We start from the raw sequence: 22,630 nt of genomic DNA, 5'->3' as shown, positions 1-22,630 counted from the left end.
CGGGGCGGCGCGGACCGCCGCCGAGGACCGATCCGCTCCGCGGCTACGGCCGGGACGGCTTCCGCCTCGGCTACGTGACGCGGAAGCCCGACTCGACCGGGTCGCGGTGGAAGGTCAGGCGGTCCCAGGAAGGGAACGCCAGGTCGGTGACGGCCAGGAGGCGGCCCGAGGCGTCGTGCAGGGTGCGGCGGACGGTCAGGCCGCAGGTCGGCGACGGGCCCTGGGGCTGGGTGGTGCGGGTCATGGTGATGGTCTCGGCGACCCGGCCGGCCAGCGCGGCCCGTTCCAGCCAGCGGTGCAGGGGGCCGAGGTCCTCGTCGCGGACCGCTGCGCTCCGGTCGCGGTAGCGGGCCAGGTCGGGGGTGTCCGCGACCACGCCCGGGCTCAGGTAGGTGACGGCGTGCTGGAGGGCGTCTCCGGCCGGGTCCCGTTCACGGTGGTGGTGGACCAGGGTGCGGTCCCCGCCGCCCATGCCGAGCAGTACGGCGAGCGAGGGCGGCACCGTGACCAGCGTGAGCCAGCTCTGGGCCGGCGCCTGCGCCGGGCGCGCGGACGGCCCCGCGGCGGCGGCCACCGCACCGGCCGGCCGGGTGCCCCGGCGGCTGGTGACGACGAGCCCGTCCTCACGCAGGTGCTGGAGCGCGGCCCGGATCGTCTGCCGGTTGACCTGATAACGGGCGGCCAGGCTCCGCTCGGAGGGGAGCCTGCCGCCGGGCGCGTGCGCGGCGCGGTCGAGATCGCGGCGCAGAGCTGCGGCGATCCGCTGGTACTTGGGCATGGCGGCCGGGCCGCCGCCCCGCGAAGGGGAGGGCATGGCTTCTCCTCTGACGGGTGGTCAAGGACTGCGCGGTCTGCCCGACCAACGTAGCATTGGTCTATACCTCTGAGTGAGTGGGTGCCGGGTACGGGACCCACCTTGGCCGGTTTCCGTACCCCGGCCGGGGCCCCGGTGGCCTACTCCCGCAGCGGGTTCGGCAGCGGCAGGTAGCGGGCGGCCGCCCCGTCCGCCCGGGTCCAGCGCAGCAGCAGGTTCGTCTTCGCGGGCAGGGTCGGTGCGGCGAGCAGCCGCGCCGTCTCGGGGAGCCCGCGGGTGGCGTCGTAGCGCAGGAACTCCTCGCGCACGGCGGGCCACACGAGCGGCGCGATGCCCGGATGCCGCTCGGCCAGGGCGCCGGCGATCTCCATGAGGTGGTTGACGACCAGGCAGTAGACCAGGCGCTCCCAGGCGGCCCCTCGGTCGAGTTCCGGCAGTAGCCGCACCCCCTCCGCGTCCCGGAACAGGGCCTGGACCGGCATGCCCTCGGCGTCGAAGGCGACCAGGACGTTCTGGAGGTGGGCCTCCAGCACCACGCCGTGCCGGGCGAACAGCTCCAGCACCGGCGGGACGACCTGGCGGACGTACGCCCTCCACCACCCGGCCGGGTCGGCGGTGCGCGCCAGCGGGCTCCCGGGCCGGTTCTCCGCGAGCGAGGCGGCCAGCAGGGGCACCGCCCCGGGCAGCACGTGCGCGTGCAGGCCGTCGCGGACCAGGACGGCCAGTTCCTCGAAGGCGAACCCCGCCGTGCGGTAGCCGCGGTCGGCGAGCCAGTCCGCCCGCGACCCCGTTTCGCGCAGGGCGGCGAAGCCCGCGGCGACCGCGGAGTCGGTGCGGCGCAGCCGCAGCAGGTCGTGCTTCCAGAGCCGCCGCACGTCATTGGTGATGCGGACGTCGAGGCTGAACTTCACGAACAGGTCGGCGACCGGGTCCGGCACGTACAGGGTCCGGATCGCGGCGGTGGGCCAGGCGGGCAGCCTCCCCTCGCCGAGCCTGAGCAGCCGTCCGTCGGCGAAGGCCTCGCGCACCGCGGGCCGTGCGCCGACCAGGTCCAGCTGCCAGGGGTGCGCGGGCAGCAGCCGGTAACCGTCGGGCGCGCGCGGCCCGTCGAGGGCCGCTGCGAGCGAGTCCACCGCGGCCGCTGCGGCCGGGCCGCCCTCCTCGGCCGTCTGGTCCTCGCGCACGGCCAGGAAGACCAGCGGGAAACGGGCGTACGCCTCGGGCGCGTACGGCAGCCAGCTCGCGGCCGGGGCGCCGCCCCGGGCCTTCGGGGCGGGGTGGTACGGGTGGCCCATGACCAGGGACTGCTCGGAGAGCAGGTACGGGTCCCGCGGGGGCTCCGCCCCGGCCCGGGCGGCCAGCAGCGCGGCGACGGTCCGCCGGCTGTCGGCGATCTCCACCGGGAGCTCGTCGTTGGAGACACCGGTGTAGCCGTGCAGTTCGTCGGAGGTCAGCTTGACCAGTTCGGTGTGGCTGAGCGGATGCCAGCCCTCAGCCGTGCGCAGCTCCGGGCGCACGGGGCGGCGCCCGCCCCGTACCCGCAGCAGTCTCCCGCTGCCGCGCAGCCGGTGCGTACCCGCGCCGTGTTCCGCAGCGGGCTCCGCGGCCTCCCGGAGCAGGCAGTTCAGGAGCGGGGTGGCGGCGTACGCGTCTGCGGTGGTGTTGAGGTCCACTGATTCCAATCGGTCCGTCCCGGTGTGCCGGAGATTCGCGGCGTATCACCGGCCGTGATCATCAGTATCCGCGATGATGACGTGATCATCGCCTCGTGGCGGTGTACCCACGTATCCCCGCCCGTACCCGTGAGAGGAACAGGACCCTGGACCGCAGCAGGCACCCGAACGCCGCCGACGACGCCCCGAGCGCCTCCCCGGCCGAGGAGGCGCTCGCCGCCGGACTGGCCGCCGTACGACCCGAGCTCACCGACGCCTACGCCGCGGCGCTCGGCGGTGCTCGGGCGGCCGTGCTGACCCGGCTCTGGCGGGCGCTGGCCTTCGAGCCGCTGCCCTGGGTGGTGCGCCGGGACCGCGGGTCCGGCGGCCTGGCGCTCACGCTGGCCGGGGGACGGCGGCTGGAAGGCCCCCTTCCGGATCCCTTCGCGACCCGGCCCTACGTCCGCGAGCTGTCGCTGGACGGCACGGCGTACCATCAGGCGGCGCAGCTGGTGACGGCCCTGGACGTGCCCTACGGCAAGGAGTTCGCCGCCGAACTGGACGACAGCACGGCCTCGCTGGCCCTCTCCCGGGCAGGCGCCGGAGCGGCGGCGGACGAGGAGGCTCCGCTGACGCCGTGGGCTTGGGAGCAGCGCGTGGTGGACGGGCATCCGTACCATCCCAACTGCCGTTCCCGCCCGGGCTTCTCGGCGGCCGAACAGCTCGCGTACGCGCCGGAGCACCGGCCGGTGGTCCGGCTCGGGCTGGTCGCCGTGCCCGCCGGTGAGTGCCTGGTCACGGGCGACTGGCCGGACCGGCTGCGCGACGGGGGGCGGCTGCTGGTGCCGGTGCACCCGTGGCAGTCGGCGCACGTGCTCACCCGCCTGCCGGTGGTGGACGCCTTCCCGGCGCATCCCCTGATGGCCCTGCGCACCCTCGCCACCGCAACGGGCGGGACGGACCGCACGGACCCGACGGGCGGGGCGCACATGAAGACCGCGCTGAGCACCCGGCTGACCTCCTCCGTGCGGGACATCTCCGTCTACTCCGTCGAGACGGCCGCGGCCGTCTCCGCCTTCGCCCAGACCCTGTCCGAGCGGCTCGACGGCCTGCTGCACGTCACCCGCACCCTGGGCGCCGCCAGCGCGCACAGCCCGGACCTGGCGGCCGTGCTGCGCGAGCCTCCGGAGGTGTACGCGGACCCCTCGGCCGGTGAACAGGTGCTCCCGGTCGCGGCGCTGGCCTCCTTCGGCCCGGCCCGTTCGGCCGCCTGGCAGACCGCCTTCGCGCGCCTGGCGCTGTCGGTGTGCCTGCGCGCGCTGGAACTCGGGGTGGCCCTGGAGGCCCACGGCCAGAACCTCCTGGTCGTCCTGTCCGCCACGGGCGCCCCGGTCCGCCTGGTCTACCGCGACCTCGCCGACATCCGCATCAGCCCGGCCCGGCTGCGGCGCCACGGTGTGCCGGTGCCGCCCGTGTCCGGCAGGCTGATCACCGACGAGGTGGGCGACCTGCGCCGCAAGCTGTTCGGTTCGCTGGTGACGGGGGCGCTCGGGTCGACCGCCGGCTCGGCCGCGTCCTTCGCCGGGCTGCTCGCCGAGGCCGCATCCCTCACCCCCACGGCCGACACCGAGGCCCTGCTGACCGGGCCGCTGCCCACCAAGGCGCTCACCCTGATGCGGCTCAGCCCGGGCGTTCCGGGCGACCAGTGGGCGGAACTTCCCAATCCGCTGACCGGGGGCTGAGGTACGGCGCCCGGCGGACTACTGTTCAGGGGCATGACAGAGACCTCGCGCCTGACCGCCGTACGGGCGTCGTACGACGCCGTCGCCGTCGACTACGCCCGGCTGCTCGGCACGGAGCTCGCAGGGAAGCCGCTGGACCGGTCCGTGCTCGCCGCGTTCGCCGAGTACGTGCGCGACGGATCGGGCGGCGGCCGGGCGGTCGCCGACCTCGGCTGCGGTCCGGGCCGGGTGACGGCGCATCTGGACGCGCTCGGGGTACGGGCCTTCGGGGTCGACCTGTCCCCGGCGATGGTGGCGGTGGCCCGCCGGACCTATCCGGGGCTGCGCTTCGAGGTGGGCTCGATGGCGGCCCTCGACGTGGCGGACGGCGTGCTCGGAGGAGTCCTGGCCTGGTACTCCACGGTGCACACCCCGCCCGCGGAACTTCCCCCGGTGTTCGCGGAGTTCGCCCGGGTGCTGGCTCCGGGAGGCTACGCGCTGGTCGCGTTCAAGGCGGGCGACGAGCAGCTCCGGCTGCAGTACGCGTACGGGCATCCCGTCGACCTCGACGTCTACCGGACGCCGCCGGACCGGATCGCCGCCCTGCTCGCCGGGGCCGGGCTCGACGAGGTGGCCCGGCTGGTCCGGGGGCCCGCCGAGGACGAACGGTCCCCGCAGGGCTTCCTGCTGGCCCGCAAGGCCTGAACCGCCCGGCGCGGCCCCGCCCGGACCCGCTACCAGCGCAGCGGGAGCCGGGTCACGCCCCGCACCAGCGTGCCCGGCAGCCAGTCGCGCGGCCCTGCCTGCGGGTCCTCGGCCAGGTCGGGGAACCGCTCCAGCAGCGAACGGACCGCGATGCGGCCCTCCATCCGGGCCAGCGGGGCGCCGAGGCAGAAGTGGATGCCGTGCCCGAAGGCCAGGTGGCCCGCCGCGTTCCGGCGGATGTCGAAGACGTCGGGCTCGGCGAAGCGGGCCGGGTCGCGGTCGGCCGAGGCGAGGGCGACCATGACGGAGGAGCCGGCCGGGACGGTGACACCGCCCAGTTCCAGGTCGGCCAGGGCGAAGCGGTACGTGGCGTGCTGCACCGGGCCGTCGTAGCGCAGCATCTCCTCCACCGCGCCGTCGATCAGCCCCTCGGGGTCGGCGCGCAGGGCCGCCAGCTGGTCCGGGTGCGCCAGCAGGGCCCGTACACCGTTGCCGATGAGGTTCACCGTGGTCTCGTGGCCCGCGATCAGGAGCAGGAAGGCCATCCCGATCAGCTCCTCCGGGGAGAGCTGGTCGCCGCCCTCGTCACGGGTCCGGATCAGGGCGCTCAGCAGGTCGTCGCCGGGATCCGCGGCCTTGGCCGCGACGAGTTCGAAGAGGTACGCGGTCATCTCCTCCATGACGCGGCCGTCCGGGCCCGCCCCGGAGGGGGCCACGATCTCGGCCGACCAGAAGCGGAAGCGCGCGCTGTCCAGGTCCGGGACCCCGAGGAGTTCGCAGATCACGGTCAGCGGCAACGGGACCGCCAGGTCGCGGATCAGGTCGCCGCGGCGCTCGGGCCGGGCCGCCATGGCGTCGAGGAGCCCGTCGGTGACCTGCTGGACCCGGGGCCGCAGCGCCTCGACCCGGCGGGCGGTGAACTCCCGGGACACCAGGCGGCGCAGCCTCGTGTGGTGGGGCGGGTCCGACTCCAGCATGTTGGTGTTCGCCGCGGTGGCCGGGGTCGCGGCGAACTGGCCGGAGCCGAGCCAGTCCTTCGCGAGCGCCGGGTGGTTGAGGGCCTGGCGGGCTTCCTCGTGGCCGACGACCAGCCAGGACCGGTCGCCGCCGCCCATGTCCACCTGGTGGACCGGACCGGCCGTCCGCAACGCGGCGTAGAAGGGGTACGGGTCGGCGTCGAACTCTTCGGTGTGCGCGCTGAGGTCCACAAGATCCATAGGACCACCCTACGGGCGGCCCCGGATCGGACCGAACGGATGATACGACCAGCCGAATCGATTCAGCCGTGGGCCGTTCGGGGGGCAACCCGGTGTGTGTGGGCCCGCCTTCCCGCCGATCGGCCCGGGCGGTGGCAGGAAGGAAGCATGAGCCTCCACCGCCGCCAGGTCCTGGGGAGCGCGGCCGCCGCCGTGCTCGCCACCGTCGGTGCGGCGGCCCGGGGGCCGGACTTCGGCGCCCTCGCCCGCGGGATCGACGGCCGGGTGGTGCTGCCGGGCGACCGGGACTACCCCGAGGCCCGGCAGCTGTTCCAGCCCCGGTACGACGGTGCGGCGCCGGGCGCGGTGGCCTATCCCGCGCACGCGGACGACGTGGCCGTCTGCCTGGACTTCGCCCGCCGGTCCGGCGCCCCGGTGGTCCCGCGCGGCGGCGGGCACAGCTACGCGGGATGGTCCACCCGCACCGCGGGCCTGGTCCTGGACACCGGGGCCATGGCGGCGGTCACGGTCGAGGGCAGCGGCGTACGGATCGGGGCGGGCGCCCGGCTGGGCGAGGTGAACGCCGTGCTCGCGGGGCGCGGCCTGGGCATCCCGACCGGACTGTGCCCCTCCGTCGGCATCGCCGGGCTCGCCCTCGGCGGCGGTCTGGGCCTCGCCGCGCGGGCGTACGGAACCACCTCCGACCGGCTGACCGGGGCCCGGGTGGTCACCCCCGACGGGGTCGTGCGCGAGGTCTCCGCCGGCCGGGACCCCGGCCTGTTCTGGGCCCTGCGCGGGGGTGGGGGCGGCAACTTCGGCGTGGTCACCGAGTTCCGCTTCGACACCCACCCGGTGGGCGACTGCGCCTTCGCCGAACTCCACTGGCCCACCGGCGCCTCCCCTGCGGTGCTGCGCGGCTGGCAGCGCTGGCTGGGCGGGCTGCCGGACCCGTTCTGGAGCCAGGTGGAGTTCGTCCTCGGCGGCGCGGGGGCCGAGGCGCAGGACGGGGCCGGGGAGGCCGGGGAGGCCGGGGAGGCCGGCCTCGCCCCGGCGGTCCGCGTGGTGTCCCTCGACGGGCCGCGCGCGCTCGACGACCAGCTCACCCGGCTGACCGGCCTGATCGGCGCGCCGCCGCAGGACGACTGGACGGTCGTGCGCGGCTACGGGGACACCGTCCGGGCCATGGCCGGCTGCCTGGAGCGGAGCGCCGCGCAGTGCCGCCTGCCGGGCACCCTGCCCGGGCGGGACCCGCAGGGGCGCCTGGGCCGCGAATCGTACGCCGCCCGCTCGGACTTCTGGCCGGCGCCCGGGCTGCCGGACGCCGCGATCGACACGGTGCTCGCGGCCGTGCGGCGGTACGCCTCGGCCGTGCCGCCCGGCGGGCGCGGTGTGGTGCAGTTCGACGGGGTGTGCGGGGGTGCCGTGAACCGCGTGCCCGTCGCCGCCACCGCCTTCGCGCACCGCGACAGCGCTTTCCTCGCCCAGTACCTCGTCCACTGGCCCGAGTCCGCGCCGGACTCCGAAGTGGCCCGGCACCAGGGGTGGCTCGACGGGCTCTGGCGGGACCTGCGCCCTTGGGCGGGCGGCAGCGCCTACCAGAACTACGCCGACCCGGAGCTCACCGGCTGGCGCGAGGCCTACTACGGGCCGAACCTCCCCCGCCTGGAGGAGGTCCGGCGCGTCCACGACCCGGACCGGCTGTTCCGCTTCCCCCAGGCCGTATAGGGGCCGGCGTCCGTCCGGCCACCGCAACGAGGAGCACCGCATGCTACGTACCCTGACGACGGCCGCGGCGACGGCGGCGGCCACGGCAGCGCTGCTGCTGCCCGGAGGGCCGCTGCCCGTCCCCGAGGCCGAGGCACTGACCGCCGCTCCGGAGGGCACCGCTCTCTGGTCCGCCCGCGAGGCGGCGCGGTTCTGGACCGCGGAACGGATGGCCGCCGCGGTCCCGATGCCGCCTGATCCGGTCCCGGTCGAGGACCCGGCCCGGATCGAGGACCCGGTTCCGGTTCCGGTTCCGGTTGAGGAGTCTGTTCCGGTCGTGGGCGAGGAGCAGGCCCCGGCCGCGGACCCCGGGGCCGCGAGCCCGGCCCCGACACCGGCCCCGAGTCCGACCCCCGATGCGGCGCCGGATGCGGCCCCGGCCCCCGACCCGGTGGCCGAGGTCTCGGCGAGCCCGGCCGTCCCGCAGCCCCCGGCGGCCCTGCCCTCCCCACCCCTCCCCACCCCGGCCCTGCCCTCCCCGGCCCTGCCGGACCCGGCGCTGAGCCCCGCGCCAGCGCCCGTACCGACGCCCACGCCCGTACCCGAGCCGTCCCGGAGCCCGGTCCGTGCGCCCGTACCGGCGCGACTGCCGCTCGCGGGCCCCGGCGTCGGGCAGAACTTCGACGGTGTCCCCGTCGTCGGCCGGATGTTCGTCATGAAGGGGGCCGGGGCCTACTTCTGCACCGCGAGCGTGGTCTCCTCCCCCGGCCGCAACCTGGTGCTCAGCGCGGGCCACTGCCTGCTCGGCTCCGACGCCCGGCAGGTGGCGTTCGTCCCGCGGTACACGCGCGCAAAGCCGCAGCCGTACGGCCTGTTCCCGGTCCTGCGGAACTCTGCCGGGCGCGCGAAGGTCTGGATCGACCCCCGCTACGTCTCCCAGGGCGTCAACCGGGCCGCCACCCTCGACGTGGCCTTCGCCCAGGTCGGGCCGAACGCCGCGGGCTCCCGGGTGGAGTCGGTGGTGGGCGGGAACCGGCTGGTCACCGGCGCCGGGTACGCGCACGCCAAGGTCACGCTGATCGGCTACCCGTCGTCCGCCGCGCGCCCCCGCCTGTGCGCCAACCGGACGACGAAGTTCACCAGCTCCGACCCGAAGATCCCCGGATCGTTCCTGCGGATCAACTGCACCGGCTACCCCGGCGGAACGAGCGGCGGCCCGTTCCTGACCCGCTACAACGCGCGGACCGGGACGGGTGACGTGGTCGGGGTCATCGGCGGCTGGAAGACCGGCGGGGACAAGCCGGACACCTCGTACAGCTCCTACTTCGGCGCCGACGTCAGGAAGTTGTACGAGAAGGCTGTTGCCGGGGCAAAGGCGGGGTGAGCACCCGCACCCAGCGGGTCCGGCGCGGGTTCCCGACCGTGCGCGGGGTCGTCGGGAGCCCGTCCGCGGTCAACTGGTCTGCGGGCGGAAGGCCCAGGTGCCGGCGCAGGTCGGCCAGGGCGGCGTGCACCGGTGCCAGGACCACCTCGGCGCGCGGGTGCGTGTGTGCGAGGGCGTGCGCGGTGGTCTCGATCGCCTCGGCGGCGTCCTCCGCGGCGGTCCGGCTCCAGCCGCCGGGCGCCGCGCCGCCCCACGGGGCGACGGCGTCGTAGAGGTGGCAGGCGGCATCGGCCGCGGCGTCGGCGCGTTCCCCGACGCCGGGGGCAGCGATGGTCGGCATTTCCATGCCCGGTCAACGAGCGGAACCCGCGCGGGGAACGGAACCCCCGACGGAGCCACGGCCACCGCAGACCGCGTACGGGTACCGGTGTCAGTGGTCGCCGATAACGTCCCGCGGCATGGGTTACTGGGGATGGATCGTCGTCGCCAAGGGCGACAGCGCGTTGGTGGAGCACCCGGCCGTGACGGCGGACGGCCGTGTCGGCGTCCTGCACGCCTACGTGCGGGGGGACTGGCGGGAGATATGGCTGGACGGCGGCTGCGGGAGGCCGGGCGCCGCGGCGCAGGCCGTCGCGCGGGTGACCGGCGCGCCCGCGATGGTGGTCGTGGTGGCGGACGAGGACTGCGCCGTGCTCCATGCGGCCGCTCCGGCCGGTGCACCGTGGACCGGCGTGTTCCAGGAGTCGGCGGCGCTCGAGTACGAGGCCGTCCCGCCGGGATACGTGCGCGCCCGGGCCGTGTCGGGGGCGCTGGCCTGGGCGGCGGAAGCCGGTCTCACCGCCGACGCCGCGGGTGCAGAAGCGGCCTTCGCGGACGGCTGGTACACCGACCTGCTCACGGCCCTCGGGTTCCCGGAGGGCGCCGAGGCCGGTCCGTGAGCGTCAGGAAGCGACGGTCTGCAGCCAGAGGGGGAGCAACAGGAGGGACACGAGGGAGGTCTTGATGACCACGGAGGCGGAGAGTCCGACGCCCACGTCGTAGCGCTGGGCGAAGATGAACAGGTTCTGCGGGGTGGGCATGGCCGCGATCAGGACGAGGTACGCCAGCCACTCGCCCCGGACCCCGAACAGGGCTCCGCAGACCGCCCAGGTCACCAGGGGGAAGGCCAGGCACTTGCAGGCGATGAGGGCGAGTTCCTCCCGGGTGGTGCCCCGCAGGTCGAGCCCGACCCCGCCGAGGTGGAGCCCGAGGGAGAACAGGGCCACCGGCGAGGCGCTGTCCCCGACGAAGGCGGCCCCGTCCAGCACGACCGTCGGGACGTGCACCGAGAGCAGGTTGAGCAGGATCCCCGCGTTGCAGGCGAGGACCAGCGGGGTGCCGAGCGAGGCACCGAGGGCGCGGGAGAGGCGTCGGCCCGTACTGCCCCCGGCGGGGCCGGCGCGGCCCAGCTCCATGAGGGCGATGACGACCAGGGACAGCACGCAGACCTGGAAGAGCAGGATCGGGAAGATCGGCGCCGCGGTCCCGAACACGGTGATGAAGACGGGCACGGCGAAGTAGGCGGTGTTCACCTGCACGCCCGCCATGACGCGCAGGGCGACCTCGCGGGGCTCCCGCAGCCCGTGGGCGAGGGCCACCGCGGCGACCGCGACGACGGCGAGCCCGGCCGCCGCGGCGTAGCCGCCGATGGCCCGCCAGTGGAAGAGGGCGCCGAGGTCGCTGGCGTAGATGTTGCCGAAGAGGTAACAGGGCACCGCGAAGAGGAAGGCGTAGTCGGCGAAGACCTTGGACGCCTCGGCAGGAACGATTTTGCGGCGGGCGAGGAGCACACCGCCGCCGAAGGCCAGCAGGACCGGCACCAGCTTTTCGAGCGCGGCTGCGCCACCCATGTACCTGATCCCCCGTGATCGACCGACCGCCGAGCCTACCTTCAGCCCGGGCCGGGCCCTCAGGGGCATAGGCTGGCCGGTCATGAGCGATCAACCCCGTGCGCGGCGGCTCGGCCGGACCCGTACCGAGACCCGCTCCGGCGCCCCCCGCGCGCCCGGTCCGCTGGCCCAGCTGGCCGTGGTGCTGCGGACGCCGGCCCGGGCGGCCGAGCCGCTGCTCGCTCAGGCGCCCAAGGCCTGGCAGCGGATGCTGCCCTTCGCCGTGATCGGCGTCTTCGTGGTGTCGCTGCTGCCCGTGACGATCGCCGTGCTGACCAACGACTACAAGGCGGGCGGCGGCTGGTCGGGCGCGCTCGGGGTGGCGCAGACCGTACCGCTGCTCCTGGCCGTGACCCGGCCGATGACCGCCTGGGCCGTGATCCTGCTGGCGGACACCCTCGGTGCGCTCCTGCTGATGCGTGCCGACCAGGTCGCCGGACACCCCTGGCCGTGGACGCCGATGGTGATCATCGGCTATCTGGTGCTGATGGCCTGCCTCGGGCTGCGCGAGAGCATCCGGACCCTGGTCGGGGTGTGGCTGGTGACCGGCGGGGTCGGGGCGGTGCTGGGCTTCTTCCCGCCGCGGGACACCATGAACACCGCCGCGCTGCTGTTCGTGCTGAGCGGGGTCGTGCTGGTGCTGACCGGGGCCCTGCGCGGTCTGGGCGACGCCCAGCAGCGCATCGCCGAGCAGGAGAGCATCAGCGAGGCGGAGCGGGCCCGTCGGACGCTGCTGGAGGAACGGGCCCGGATCGCACGGGAGTTGCACGACGTGGTCGCCCACCACATGTCGGTGATCACCGTGCAGGCCGATTCCGCGCCGTACCGGCTGCCCGGCATGCCGGAGCCGGTGCAGGAGGAGTTCGCGGCCATCGCGGCCAGCGCCCGGGAGTCGCTCGGCGAGATGCGGCGGCTGCTCACCGTCCTGCGCGGCGACGAGGCGAAGGGCGACCGCGCGCCGCAGCCGGGGCTCGGCAGACTCCAGCAGCTGGTGGAGGCGACCGTACGCGCCGGGCAGCCGGTGGAGTTGTCGCTGGCGGCGGCGGTCACCGAGGCGGCGGTGCCGCCGGCCGTGGACCTGTCGGCGTACCGGATCGTGCAGGAGGCCCTCGCGAACGTGGTGCGGCACGCGCCGGGGGCCCCGACCCGGGTCTCGGTGACGCTGGGCCCGGCCGGGGACGGGGCCGGGAACGGGAACGGGAACGGGAACGGGAACGGGAACGGCGAAGCAGACCGGGGCGAGGTGCTCGTCCTCGTGGTCAACGGCCCGGCGCGGGACGCCGTCGTGGCGCTGGAGGGCTCGGGCACGGGCCACGGCCTGGTGGGGATGCGCGAACGCGTACGGTTGACCGGCGGGACGCTGGACACCGGTCCGCTGCCCGACGGCGGCTTCCGCGTCGCCGCCCGACTGCCCCTGAACAACGCCACCGAGGACACCAGTTGACCATCCGCGTGATCATCGTCGACGACCAGGCCATGGTGCGCGCGGGGTTCGCCGCACTGCTGTCGGCACAGGCAGACATCGACGTGGTGGGCGAGGCCCCCGACGGCCGGCAGGGGGTCCAGGTGGCCCGTACCACCCACCCCGACGTGGTCCTGATGGACGTGCGCATGCCGGAGATGGACGGGCTCACGGCGGCCCGCGAGATCCTCGACCCTCCGCCGGGGGTGGTGCACCGGCCGAAGGTGCTGATGCTGACCACCTTCGACATCGACGACTACGTGTACGAGGCGCTGCGCGCGGGCGCCTCCGGGTTCCTCCTGAAGGACGCCCCGCCGGCCGATCTGATCGCGGCGGTACGCGTCGTCGCCTCGGGCGAGGCGCTGCTGGCGCCTTCGGTGACCCGGCGGCTGATCGCCGACTTCGTGCACCAGCGGCCCGCGCCGCGCAAGGACCCGGCGCTACGGCTGAACGGGCTGACCCCGCGTGAGACCGAGGTACTGGAACTCATCGCGCGCGGACTGTCGAACCAGGAGATCGCCGGCCACCTGGTACTGGCGGAGCAGACCGTGAAGACGCACATCGGCCGCGTCCTGGCCAAGCTCGGCCTGCGCGACCGCGCCCAGGCCGTGATCTTCGCCTACGAAGCAGGCCTGGTCCGCCCCGGCGACGGCGGCTGACCACCCCTGTCCTCCGCGCCGAAACCTCCTGCGCACCTCAGCCCGCAACATCGTCCTGACGCACCGAGAACTCCTCTGGCCTCGCCCCACAGGCGCTCGAACTCCTCCGCGGAGAGCTCGGCTGCCTGCGGCTGGTCCTGCCAGCCGTCCAGCACGCCCTCGGCCAGGACGCCGTACTGCCGCTCGTAGCAGCCCATCGCCGCCCCATCGGCATGGTCACGCACGTACAGCACCTCTTCCGACGAGGCAGCCGTCACCGGCCGTGAGTCCTTCCCCCGGATCTCGATGTGGCGCGCCGCCCAGCCCTCGTCGTCGGCCTCGAAGTACAGCCACAGGTCTTCGTCCTCGTAGTAGGTGCGGAACCAGGTCGTCATGCCCCCATCCTCACCACGCCGTGGCGGGGGCCCGGTACCGGGGGCAGCCGCAGAGCTGTCTCCTCCACCCCCTACCGGGGTATGACATCCGACTTGGCTCTCCGGTGCGACGTGCCGTCCGAGGCCCTCTCCTTACCTTCCTCCCCGTCACGAGGAGAGGAGAAGGGGCATGCGCCGCTTCGGAAGGACGCTGGTCACGGCCGCGCTGGCGGTGGCCGTCGTCGCGGGCACCGCGGGATGGGCCTCCGGCGACAGCCAGTCCGCGGTCACCGGGCCGCCGCCGGGCACCGCCGCCTGGCGGGCCGACACGTACTCCGGCCGGCCGCTGCCCGACCCGGCGGACGCCACGCCGTACGAGGTGGCCCGCTTCTTCGCCGCCCTGGACGAGGACGCGCGGCGCGCACTCCTGCACCGTCACCCGCTGGTGGTGGGCAATCTGGACGGTGCGCCGCTCCCCCTGCGGTACGAGGCCAACCGGATCGCGGTGGCGGCCACCGGTGAGCCGCGGTACGCCTCGCTGGCCGCACCGGACCGGCAGATCCTCGCCTTCGACCCGCGCGGCCGCGGCCAGGTCGCCGAGGTCTTCGGGGACCTGACGCACGCGGCGCACGTCGCGGTGGTCGTGCCGGGCGCCGACAACGACGCCGTCACCCACGACGGCAAGCGCAAGCCGCACACCGGGCCGGCCGGCATGGCCCGTTCGCTGCGGTCGGCAACCGGCGGGTCCTCCGCCGTGGTCGCCTGGACCGGCTACACCACCCCGGTCGGCGTCGGCCTCGACGCGGCCGACGGACGGCTCGCGGCGGCCGGGGCGGCCCGCCTGGCCCGGTTCACCGCCGGACTCGATGCGGTCGGCGCACCCGACCCGGCGCTGTTCTGCCACAGCTACGGCTCGGTGGTGTGCGGGCTGGCCGCCCGGCGGACCGACGCCCGCGACCTCGTCGTGTTCGGCTCGCCGGGGATGCGCACCTCCACCGCCGCCGGACTGCGCACAGGAGCCCGCGTCTGGGCGGCCCGCGGCCCCTCCGACTGGATCGCCGACGTACCGAACGTCGAGTTCGCCGGGATCGGCCACGGCGCCGACCCCACCTCACCGGCCTTCGGCGCCCGCCGGGTGCCCGCCGCCGACGTACAGGGCCACACCGGCTACTTCACTCCCGGCACCCAGTCCCTGGCGGCCTTCGCCGCGATCGCGAAGGGAGAGGCCCGATGAACGCCTCCGCGACCCTGGCCCCGCTGAAGCAGGCCGCAGAACGCATCGACCGGCGGACCCCCGCCCACCGCGACCGCGCGGTCGACGGGCTGCGCGCGCTCGCGCTCCTGGCGGTGCCCACGGGTCACTGGCTGCTGGGCGGGTTCACCCTCGACGCCGAGGGCGGCCTGCACAACGCCAGCCCGCTGTCCGCCTTCGGCGGGCTCGCCCCGGCCAGTTGGGTGCTCCAGATGCTCGGCATCTTCTTCCTCGTCGGCGGATACGCCTCGGCACTGTCCTTCCGGCGCCGCACCGGTTCGACGGGCGCGTGGCTGAAGGGCCGCCTGGTCAGGCTGGGGCGCCCGGTGCTGGGGGTGACCGCGGTGTGGGCGCTGGCCGCTCCGGTGCTGTACGCGGCCGGGGTGGCGGAGACCACCCTGCGCACGGGGGCGACCCTGGTGATCCAGCCGCTGTGGTTCGTCGGCGTGTACGCGGTGGTCACCGCGCTGACGCCGGTGTGCGTCCGGGCGGCGCGCCGGCTCGGCGGCTGGGCGGCGCTCCCGCTGATCGGGTCGGTGGCCGTGGTGGACTTCCTGCGGTACGGCCCGTTCGCGGACTCCGTCCCGTCCTGGCTGTCCCTGTTGAACGTCCTGCCGGGCTGGCTGTTCGCCTACCAGCTGGGCGTGGCCTGGGGCGAGCGGCGGATCGGGCGGCGCGGGGCCGGGCTGCTGCTGGCCGGTGGCGGGCTGCTGTTCGCCGTACTGCTGGTGGTCTTCCACTACCCGGCGTCGATGGTGGGCGTGCCGGGTGCGGCCCGGACCAACTCGCACCCGCCGTCGCTGCTGGTGCTGGCCCTGGCCGCTGCTCAGTCGGGTGCGGCGATCCTGCTGCGCGACCGCCTCGCGAAGCTGCTGGCACGGCCGGCCCTGTGGGCTCCGGTGGTCGTGATCAACCTGTGCGCGATGACGATCCTGTGCTGGCACCAGAGCGCGATGCTGGCCGCGGCCGTGCCGGCTGCGTTCGCGGGTGAGCTGGCCGGGCTGACGACGGCGCCGGACACCCTGGGGTGGATCGCGGCCCGGCTGGCGTGGATGCCGGTGTTCGCGGCGCTCCTGGTCGCCATCGCCCGGTACGCGCGGCGGTTCGAGGTCCCGCCGGCGCAGGGCCGCAGGGCCCCCGCGGTACGCCGGACCGTGGCGGGCCTGCTCGCGGCGGGGTTCGCGGTGTTCGCCCTGGGTCTGGCCTGACATCCGTTCCGGGCGCTGACCGGACACTACGAGAGCGCCGCTCCCCGGGGGGAGCGGCGCTCTCGTAGTGTGCTGGGGGGGCCGCCCTCGTCAGGCGATCGAGGCCGCGACGATGGCTGCGACCGCGAGGTTGCAGGAGGCGGTGACCCAGACCGCCGGGTGGGGCTCGGGGTCGACGACTATGGCGCCGAGCTTGCCCGGGGTCACCAGGTCGAGCACCAGGAAGGCCACGGCCATCAGGACCAGGCCGAGCACGCCGAAGGCGGCGGTGGAGAGCAGACCCTTGCCGAAGTCGTCGTAAGTGGTCCAGATCGAGGTGAAGACGATGCCGCCGATGCCGAGGAGGGCGGAGCTGAGCATGATGGCGGCATTGCGGTTGCGCTCCTCCCAGATCTGCTTCGGGAGCTTCCCGGGCGTCAGCACGTCCACGAGGACGATGCCGAGGATCAGCAGCACCAGGCCGAGGGCGCCGTAGGCGCTGGTGCGGCCAAGTCCGTTGATGATGTCGCTCATTGAGAAGCCTGTCTCCGCGTGGGTGGGAAATGATGTGCCGTGGGGAGGCCGAATCTATCGCACGGCCGTACCCCGGACCATGGGGAGGTCAGGAATTGGCAAAGGTCAGGGCCGCGCGGGCGGCCGAGGCGGAGGCCCTGACGGCGCTCGTGATGCGGTCCAAGGCGCACTGGGGCTACGACGCCGCGTTCCTCGCCGCGTGCGCGGAGGAACTGCGGATCCGCCCGGCCGACGTGACGGCCCGCCGCATCGTGGTGGCCGAGGGCGCACGCGGTGACCTGCTCGGGCTGGCCTCCTTGGAGGGCGCTCCCCCGCGGGCGGCGCTGGGCCTGCTGTTCGTGGAGCCCTCGGCCATCGGGCAGGGCGTGGGGCGGCTGCTCTACCGCGACGTGCTGCGCCGGGCGGTGGAGCTGGGGGTTCGCAGGCTGGTGATCGACTCCGATCCGCACGCGGCCGGGTTCTACCGGGCCATGGGGGCCGTGGCGGTGCGGGGCGCAGCCGACGGCGGGCCCGGACACGGCCTCGGGCCCCCCGGCGCCCTGGTGCGGTTCGAGGTGGCTCCCGTCCCGCTCGCCGCCTGGGCGCGGGCCTGGACGGGTGGCGGGCGGGCGGTGCACGTGGGCAACGTCGCCGAGTTCAACGCACAGTTCGCCGACCCCTCCCTGGACCCGCGGCAGCGGGCCGCGCACCACTACGCCGCCCTGGCCGCCTTCTACAGCCCGTACCCGGCGGCGCTGGTGCTGCCCCGCCCGGTACCGGAGGGCTGGGCCAGGCTGGTCTGCCGACAGCTGGGCTGGACCGGGGTGGAGGTGTACGACGGCCTCGCGGAAGGGGAGCCGGGCCTCGTCGACGCCGTACGGGCCCGCCCGGCCCTGGCCGCATGGCTGACGGGAGCCGGGCTGCCGCTCGTACCGTGGGGGCTGACGCGTCCGTTCGCGGAGCTGTCGGGCCGGCCGTGGCGGCCGGCGGAACTGCGGTACGAGTCGAAGTCCGCGGCGCACGCCCTGTTCGGGCGGATCCTGGCCGGGGGCGGACATCCGCGGATAGCGCTGCCCGCGCAGTGGCGGCCGCGCAGCCGGTGGGCGGCGGTACGGCTGCTAACGGGCCGGGCGAGGGCGGGCGAGAGCAGTGTTCTGAAATCGGAGCACGGTGTCGGGGGTTCGGGGACCACGGTGGTGTCGCCGGAGCAGGTCCGGGCCGCGGGCGGGGCCCGTGCCGTAGTGCGGCGACTGCCGCGCGGACCGCTGCTGGTGGAGGAGTACGTCGCCGGCCCGGCCGACGGGCCGCGGGATCTGACCTACGACGGCTTCGTGGACGGGGACGGCCGGGTGCACGAGGTCGGCGGGGCGGTGATGGACGTGGAGGGGTCCCGCTACCGGGGGGCCACGGTCGGGCCGGGGGTGGTGCCCGCCTGGGCCGAGGAGGCCCTGCGCGGCTTCGGGGCGGCGGTCGGGCGGGGGCTCGCGGACTGCGGCTACCGCGGCTGGTTCGACGTGGACTTCGTCGCCGACGGCGCGGGGCGGCTCGCGCCGACCGAGACGAACCTGCGCCTGACCGGGCCCTCGGTGGCCTTCATGGCCGCGGCCCGGCTCGACGCGCTGCGGGGCGCGGGGCACCTCGTACGCATCGCGGACCGGGTGGAACTGGGCGCCCGGCTCCCGGACGCCCAGCTGGACGAGTGGTGCACGGAGCTGGCCCGGGACTGCGCGCAGCTGGGGGCGGTGTTCGTGCCCGCGATCCCGACGGCCGCCTTCGACCCGCGGCCCTGGCTGGGCGTGCTGGTGGCCGCGCACGGCCCGCAGGAGCTGGACGCGGCCGAGGCGCTCGTACGGGAACGGGCCCTGGCGGCCGGGGCGGGCTTCGGCGGCCGGCCGGGGGCGGGTCAGTCGTCGAAGTCGAAGGCGGAGGTCCGTTTGCGGGAGACGTAGAAGGCCAGGACGGCCGCGGCGACCATCAGGGGGACGTTGAAGGTGTAGACGAGCGCGGCCTGCCGCGGCCAGTCCTGTTTGGCCGCCAGCCGGTAGAGGTTGTCCTGCGGCCACCAGGACACCAGCAGGTACACCACGGCGAGGTGGGCGGCGGTGGTGAGCCTGCGGCCCGCGCCCCGGCCGAGCATCCGGGAACGTCCCGAGAAGAGGAACAGCACGCCGAGCCCGAAGGCCACGCACTCGAAGAGGTAGAGGAGGCCGAAGAGGAAGGCCCACGGGTTCGGCACTCCGCTGAGGTCGGTCGATCCGGGCCAGATCACATCGGTCAACAGCCGGGCGAGGAGGCCCAGCACGACGGCCCCGCAGCCCACGCCGATCGTGTCGAACACCTCGACGTCGCGCGCGCCCGTACCCGCGCCGGCCGCACCGTACTTCCCGCCGCCCCGGGCCTGCTTCCCGGCGGGGCCGAGGACCGTCTGCGGGGGTCGGGGCAGGCCCGCCCGGTCCTCCTGGCCGGCCCGGTTGCGGGGCAGGGCGCGCAGCCGGACCACGGCCCGGGGCCGCTCCTCGTCGGGCGCCGTCCGCGCCAGGTGTGCGCGCACCTCGTCGATGTCGGGCAGGCCGGTACCGGGCGGCCAGGACGGGTCGGCGGCCGGTGGGGCGACGTAGGCGACGAGACGCGGGACGTCCTGGAACCCGGGTACGGCCTCCACCATCGCCGAGCCGATGCCTTCGTGGCCGCGGAGTACGGATTCCAGGGCGTGCGGGTCGAAGGTGCGGCCGTCCACGGTGATCCGGTCGCGGATCCGGCCGCCGAATTCGAGCAGTCCGTCGTCGCGCAGCCGTGCCAGGTCACCGGTGGGGATCGCGTCGCCGCCGTCGGGCGGGGTGAGCCGGATCTCGCCGCCGTGGAGGGTGATGCGGCAGCCCGGGAAGGGGGTGCCGAGGAGGGCGGTCCGTTCCGGGTCGTCGACGGGGCCGGAGAGCTGCGGCAGTTCGAACGAGGCGCCGGTGCCCGCGGTCTCGGTCAGCCCGTACACGTTGAGCAGGCGTGCGCCGGTCCGCAGACGGCCCGCCAGGGCCGCCTGCTCGTCGAGGAAGAGGCGGTCGCCGGTGACGGTGACCAGCCGCAGGGGGCCTCGTAGCTGCGGGGCGGCCTCGCGGCGGGCAGCGGGTACGCCCGGCTGTCCGCCCGCCGCCCGCGGCCGGGGGTCCCGCAGGAGCAGCCGGGCGGCGCCCGCCGGGTCGGTGTGCACGACGGTGACCTGCCCGGTCTCGACCGCCTCGCGGATGTCCTCGGGCCGCCAGGGTGCGCGCTCGGGCACGACGAGGGCGCCGCCCGAGCACAGGGCCCGGGTCCAGCCCGCGGCGAAGGCGGTGACGGCCGTTCCCACGGTGACCAGATGACGGTCCTGCGGGGTCAGCCGGGCCACCTCCGCCCAGCTGTCGTGGGCGGCGAGCAGCCGGGCGTGGCTGACGGGGACGGCGCGCGGCGCCGCTCCCCCGGCGCACAGCACGGCGGCGGTCCGCCCGGCGGCGCCGCCGGGGGGTGCGGTGCGCGGCGGCGGGCCGGTGGGGCGGGCGGCTGTCGCGGCGGCCTCCGCGCCGAGGCGGATGACCAGCCGTCCGCTGCCGTCGTCGAGGCGGGCCTGGTGGGCGGCGTGGGTGAGCAGTGCGAACGGCTCGACGGCGGAGAGCAGTTGCTGGGCGGCGCGCGGGGAGTCCACATCGAGGACGGTGTAGGCGGCGCCCGCCTTGAGGGCGGCGAGGACGGCGACGAGGAGTTCGCTCTGGCGGGCGGTGCCCACGGCCACGAGCGCGCCGCACGGGAGTCCCGCGTCGAGCAGGTGGTGCGCCAACTGGTTGGCGCGGGCGTTGAGTTGTCCGTAGGTGAGGATGTCCTCGCCGGTGATGACGGCGCGGGCGGCGGGGGTGTCCCGGGCCCAGCGCTCGAAGCGGTGCAGGACGGTGTCGGCGCCGTCGGGGGACGGCCGGTCTGAGCGGGTGGACTCGGATCCCTGCGTCATGTCCCGATGATGCCACCGGCCACCGACAGCCGACGGCTGTCCTGAAACTCCTTCAAACGGCAAGCAGTCGGGAGCCGTTGCCGGCTCCTTCGTCCGTGCACCAGCGCGTGCGGTCCGGGTGACCCTGACGGGTGGTCCGGGGGCAGACGGTTGACCTGAAGTTTGGTTGAGGTCTTAGCGTTCGGTGCATGGACATGGAAGTCACTGCTTGGACCTCGCTGCACAGCGCGATCAACGCACAGGAGGACCGTCGGCCGCTGTCGCGGGCGAGCCTGCGCCGGATCGCCGCCTTCGCCCGCCCGCACCGCCGCGGGCTCACCTTCTTCCTGCTGCTCAGTGTGGTGACCGCGCTGCTCGCGGTGGCCACCCCGGTGCTCGCCAGCCGGGTCGTGGACGCCGTCGTGGGCGGCGGGGACAGCGGTACGGTCACCCGCCTCGCCCTGCTGATCGCGGTGATCGCGGTCGCCGAGGCGGGCCTGGGACTGCTGACCCGCAGACTGTCCGCCACCCTCGGCGAGGGGCTCATCCTGGACCTGCGGACGGCGGTCTTCGACCACGTGCAGCGGATGCCGGTGGCCTTCTTCACCCGAACCCGTACCGGGGCCCTGGTCAGCAGGCTCAACAACGATGTGATCGGCGCCCAGCGGGCATTCAGCAACACCCTGTCCGGGGTGGTCTCCAACACCGTGACCCTGCTGCTGACCCTGGTCGTGATGCTGAGCATCTCCTGGCAGATCACCCTCCTGGCGCTGGTGCTGCTGCCGGTGTTCGTACTGCCGGCCCGCCGGATGGGCGCGCGGATGGCGGCCATGCAGCGGGAGGCGTCCGCGCTGAACGCCGCGATGGGCACCCAGATGACGGAGCGTTTCTCCGCCCCGGGAGCGACCCTGGTCAAGCTCTTCGGGCGGCCCGCGGACGAGTCCGCGGAGTTCGCGGCCCGCGCGGCGCGGGTGCGCGACATCGGCATCCGTACGGCGATGGCCCAGTCGGCCTTCATCACCGCCCTGACCCTGGTCTCCGCCCTGGCCCTCGCGCTCGTCTACGGACTCGGCGGGTACTACGCCCTGCGCGGCAGCCTGGACGCCGGTTCCGTCGTCGCCCTCGCCCTGCTCCTCACCCGGCTCTACGCACCCCTCACCGCGCTGGCCGGAGCCCGCGTCGAGGTGATGAGCGCCATGGTGAGCTTCGAGCGGGTCTTCGAGATCCTCGACCTGAAGCCGCTGATCGCCCAGAAGCCTGACGCCCGCCGGGTGCCGGACGGGCCGGTGACCGTGGAGTTCGACGGGGTGTCCTTCGGCTACCCCTCCCCGGACAAGGTCTCGCTCGCCTCCCTGGAGGAGGTCGCCACCCTCGACGCCCGGGGCGGCACCCAGGTGCTCCACGAGGTGTCGTTCCGGGCCGAACCCGGCCAGATGATCGCCCTGGTCGGCTCCTCCGGCGCGGGCAAGTCGACCATCGCCCAGTTGCTGCCGCGCTTGTACGACGCCGATGCGGGCGCGGTCCGCCTCGGCGGGGTGGACGTGCGCGACCTCACGGCCGACTCGATCCGCGAGACCCTCGGCATGGTCACCCAGGACGGGCACCTCTTCCACGAGTCGGTCCGGGCCAACCTGCTGCTGGCCCGGCCCGGGGCGAGCGAGGAGGACATCTGGGAGGCCCTGCGCCGCTCCCGCCTGGACGGGCTGGTCGCCTCGCTGCCGGACGGGCTGGACACGGTCGTCGGGGAGCGCGGATACCGGCTCTCGGGCGGCGAACGGCAGCGGCTGACGATCGCGCGGCTGCTGCTGGCCCGGCAGCGGGTGGTGATCCTCGACGAGGCCACCGCCCACCTGGACTCCACCTCCGAGGCGGCGGTGCAGGAGGCGCTCGGCGAGGCCCTCGCGGGCCGGACCGCGGTGGTGATCGCGCACCGGCTCTCGACCGTGCAGGCGGCCGACCAGATCCTGGTGGTCGAGGAGGGCCGGATCGTGGAACGCGGCACCCACACCGAGCTGCTGGCCGCGGGGGGCCGGTACGAGGAGCTGTACCGCACCCAGTTCGCGGCGGCGGACTCGGCGGCGGACTCGGCTCCGAGCGGCGCGGTCCGGGCGCCGGGAGCATGATGGCCGGCAGGGCCCGTCACAC

The 22,630-nt window shown here is 75.0% G+C and carries 19 protein-coding genes; 11 read left to right on the top strand and 8 right to left on the bottom strand.

The window, feature by feature from the left end:
• Positions 1 to 70: 70 nt before the first annotated feature.
• Together IO30_RS0107135 and IO30_RS0107130 are read right to left on the bottom strand one after the other, a co-directional pair.
• Positions 71 to 814, bottom strand: coding sequence for a GntR family transcriptional regulator (locus IO30_RS0107135; RefSeq protein ID WP_051858992.1), 744 nt, complete (start codon positions 812 to 814; stop codon positions 71 to 73).
• Positions 815 to 954: 140 nt separating this feature from the next.
• Positions 955 to 2,496 (bottom strand): IucA/IucC family protein, encoded by a 1,542-nt coding sequence (locus IO30_RS0107130; protein ID WP_031140407.1) that lies wholly within the window; start codon positions 2,494 to 2,496, stop codon positions 955 to 957.
• Between the two features lie 137 nt (positions 2,497 to 2,633).
• On the opposite strand from IO30_RS0107130, the gene IO30_RS0107125 reads away from it, so the two are divergent.
• Positions 2,634 to 4,208, top strand: coding sequence for an IucA/IucC family protein (locus IO30_RS0107125; protein ID WP_051902016.1), 1,575 nt, complete (start codon positions 2,634 to 2,636; stop codon positions 4,206 to 4,208).
• 33 nt (positions 4,209 to 4,241) lie between these two features.
• The gene (locus tag IO30_RS0107120) at positions 4,242 to 4,892 is read left to right on the top strand and encodes a class I SAM-dependent DNA methyltransferase (protein ID WP_031140403.1); all 651 of its coding nucleotides are present in this window, start codon (positions 4,242 to 4,244) and stop codon (positions 4,890 to 4,892) included.
• A gap of 29 nt (positions 4,893 to 4,921) precedes the next feature.
• Here IO30_RS0107120 and IO30_RS0107115 read toward each other — a convergent pair whose 3' ends face one another.
• Positions 4,922 to 6,109 (bottom strand): cytochrome P450 family protein, encoded by a 1,188-nt coding sequence (locus tag IO30_RS0107115; RefSeq protein WP_031140401.1) that lies wholly within the window; start codon positions 6,107 to 6,109, stop codon positions 4,922 to 4,924.
• 147 nt (positions 6,110 to 6,256) lie between these two features.
• On the opposite strand from IO30_RS0107115, the gene IO30_RS0107110 reads away from it, so the two are divergent.
• Positions 6,257 to 7,813, top strand: coding sequence for an FAD-binding oxidoreductase (locus IO30_RS0107110; protein WP_031140399.1), 1,557 nt, complete (start codon positions 6,257 to 6,259; stop codon positions 7,811 to 7,813).
• 40 nt (positions 7,814 to 7,853) lie between these two features.
• Positions 7,854 to 9,176, top strand: coding sequence for a S1 family serine peptidase (locus tag IO30_RS40185; protein ID WP_078904588.1), 1,323 nt, complete (start codon positions 7,854 to 7,856; stop codon positions 9,174 to 9,176).
• Here IO30_RS40185 and IO30_RS44420 read toward each other — a convergent pair.
• Entirely contained in the window at positions 9,130 to 9,516 is a 387-nt protein-coding gene (locus IO30_RS44420) for a hypothetical protein (RefSeq protein WP_051858993.1), read from the bottom strand. The genes IO30_RS40185 and IO30_RS44420 overlap by 47 nt on opposite strands.
• A gap of 118 nt (positions 9,517 to 9,634) precedes the next feature.
• Between IO30_RS44420 and IO30_RS41750 the strand changes: the two genes are divergently transcribed.
• Positions 9,635 to 10,114, top strand: a complete 480-nt coding sequence (locus IO30_RS41750; protein ID WP_051901982.1) for a hypothetical protein — start codon at positions 9,635 to 9,637, stop codon at positions 10,112 to 10,114.
• Between the two features lie 3 nt (positions 10,115 to 10,117).
• On the opposite strand, the gene IO30_RS0107090 is transcribed toward IO30_RS41750, so the two are convergent.
• The gene (locus IO30_RS0107090) at positions 10,118 to 11,065 is read right to left on the bottom strand and encodes an AEC family transporter (protein WP_031140392.1); all 948 of its coding nucleotides are present in this window, start codon (positions 11,063 to 11,065) and stop codon (positions 10,118 to 10,120) included.
• 82 nt (positions 11,066 to 11,147) lie between these two features.
• Between IO30_RS0107090 and IO30_RS0107085 the strand changes: the two genes are divergently transcribed.
• Positions 11,148 to 12,548 carry a sensor histidine kinase gene (locus tag IO30_RS0107085; RefSeq protein WP_078904602.1) on the top strand — a complete coding sequence of 467 codons (1,401 nt, stop codon included), beginning with the start codon at positions 11,148 to 11,150 and terminating at the stop codon, positions 12,546 to 12,548.
• Positions 12,545 to 13,225 carry a response regulator gene (locus IO30_RS0107080; RefSeq protein ID WP_031140390.1) on the top strand — a complete coding sequence of 227 codons (681 nt, stop codon included), beginning with the start codon at positions 12,545 to 12,547 and terminating at the stop codon, positions 13,223 to 13,225. Before IO30_RS0107085 ends, IO30_RS0107080 begins: the two co-directional genes overlap by 4 nt.
• Here the strand turns inward: IO30_RS0107080 and IO30_RS0107075 are convergent.
• Positions 13,186 to 13,599, bottom strand: a complete 414-nt coding sequence (locus IO30_RS0107075; protein ID WP_234321571.1) for a hypothetical protein — start codon at positions 13,597 to 13,599, stop codon at positions 13,186 to 13,188. The genes IO30_RS0107080 and IO30_RS0107075 overlap by 40 nt on opposite strands.
• A gap of 169 nt (positions 13,600 to 13,768) precedes the next feature.
• On the opposite strand from IO30_RS0107075, the gene IO30_RS0107070 reads away from it, so the two are divergent.
• Together IO30_RS0107070 and IO30_RS0107065 are read left to right on the top strand one after the other, a co-directional pair.
• A complete protein-coding gene (locus tag IO30_RS0107070; RefSeq protein WP_031140386.1) occupies positions 13,769 to 14,812 on the top strand; it encodes an alpha/beta hydrolase in 1,044 nt (347 codons plus the stop codon).
• Positions 14,809 to 16,038: an acyltransferase family protein gene (locus IO30_RS0107065; RefSeq protein ID WP_031140384.1), complete on the top strand. Its 1,230-nt coding sequence runs from the start codon at positions 14,809 to 14,811 to the stop codon at positions 16,036 to 16,038. The genes IO30_RS0107070 and IO30_RS0107065 overlap by 4 nt, the downstream gene beginning before the upstream one ends.
• A 90-nt stretch (positions 16,039 to 16,128) precedes the next feature.
• Here IO30_RS0107065 and IO30_RS0107060 read toward each other — a convergent pair whose 3' ends face one another.
• Entirely contained in the window at positions 16,129 to 16,551 is a 423-nt protein-coding gene (locus tag IO30_RS0107060) for a DUF350 domain-containing protein (RefSeq protein WP_031140382.1), read from the bottom strand.
• Positions 16,552 to 16,646: 95 nt separating this feature from the next.
• Between IO30_RS0107060 and IO30_RS46310 the strand changes: the two genes are divergently transcribed.
• The gene (locus IO30_RS46310; RefSeq protein ID WP_051901979.1) at positions 16,647 to 18,479 is read left to right on the top strand and encodes a GNAT family N-acetyltransferase; all 1,833 of its coding nucleotides are present in this window, start codon (positions 16,647 to 16,649) and stop codon (positions 18,477 to 18,479) included.
• On the opposite strand, the gene IO30_RS40180 is transcribed toward IO30_RS46310, so the two are convergent.
• Positions 18,434 to 20,506 carry an AMP-binding protein gene (locus IO30_RS40180; RefSeq protein WP_037893267.1) on the bottom strand — a complete coding sequence of 691 codons (2,073 nt, stop codon included), beginning with the start codon at positions 20,504 to 20,506 and terminating at the stop codon, positions 18,434 to 18,436. The two genes, IO30_RS46310 and IO30_RS40180, sit on opposite strands and share 46 nt — an antisense overlap.
• A gap of 188 nt (positions 20,507 to 20,694) precedes the next feature.
• On the opposite strand from IO30_RS40180, the gene IO30_RS0107045 reads away from it, so the two are divergent.
• The gene (locus tag IO30_RS0107045) at positions 20,695 to 22,608 is read left to right on the top strand and encodes an ABC transporter ATP-binding protein (RefSeq protein ID WP_031140378.1); all 1,914 of its coding nucleotides are present in this window, start codon (positions 20,695 to 20,697) and stop codon (positions 22,606 to 22,608) included.
• The last annotated feature ends 22 nt before the right edge of the window (positions 22,609 to 22,630 follow it).

Source organism: Streptomyces xanthophaeus, assembly GCF_000725805.1.
GTDB classification, from domain to species: Bacteria; Actinomycetota; Actinomycetes; order Streptomycetales; family Streptomycetaceae; genus Streptomyces; species Streptomyces xanthophaeus.
This window is presented reverse-complemented; position numbering and strand designations above follow the sequence as displayed.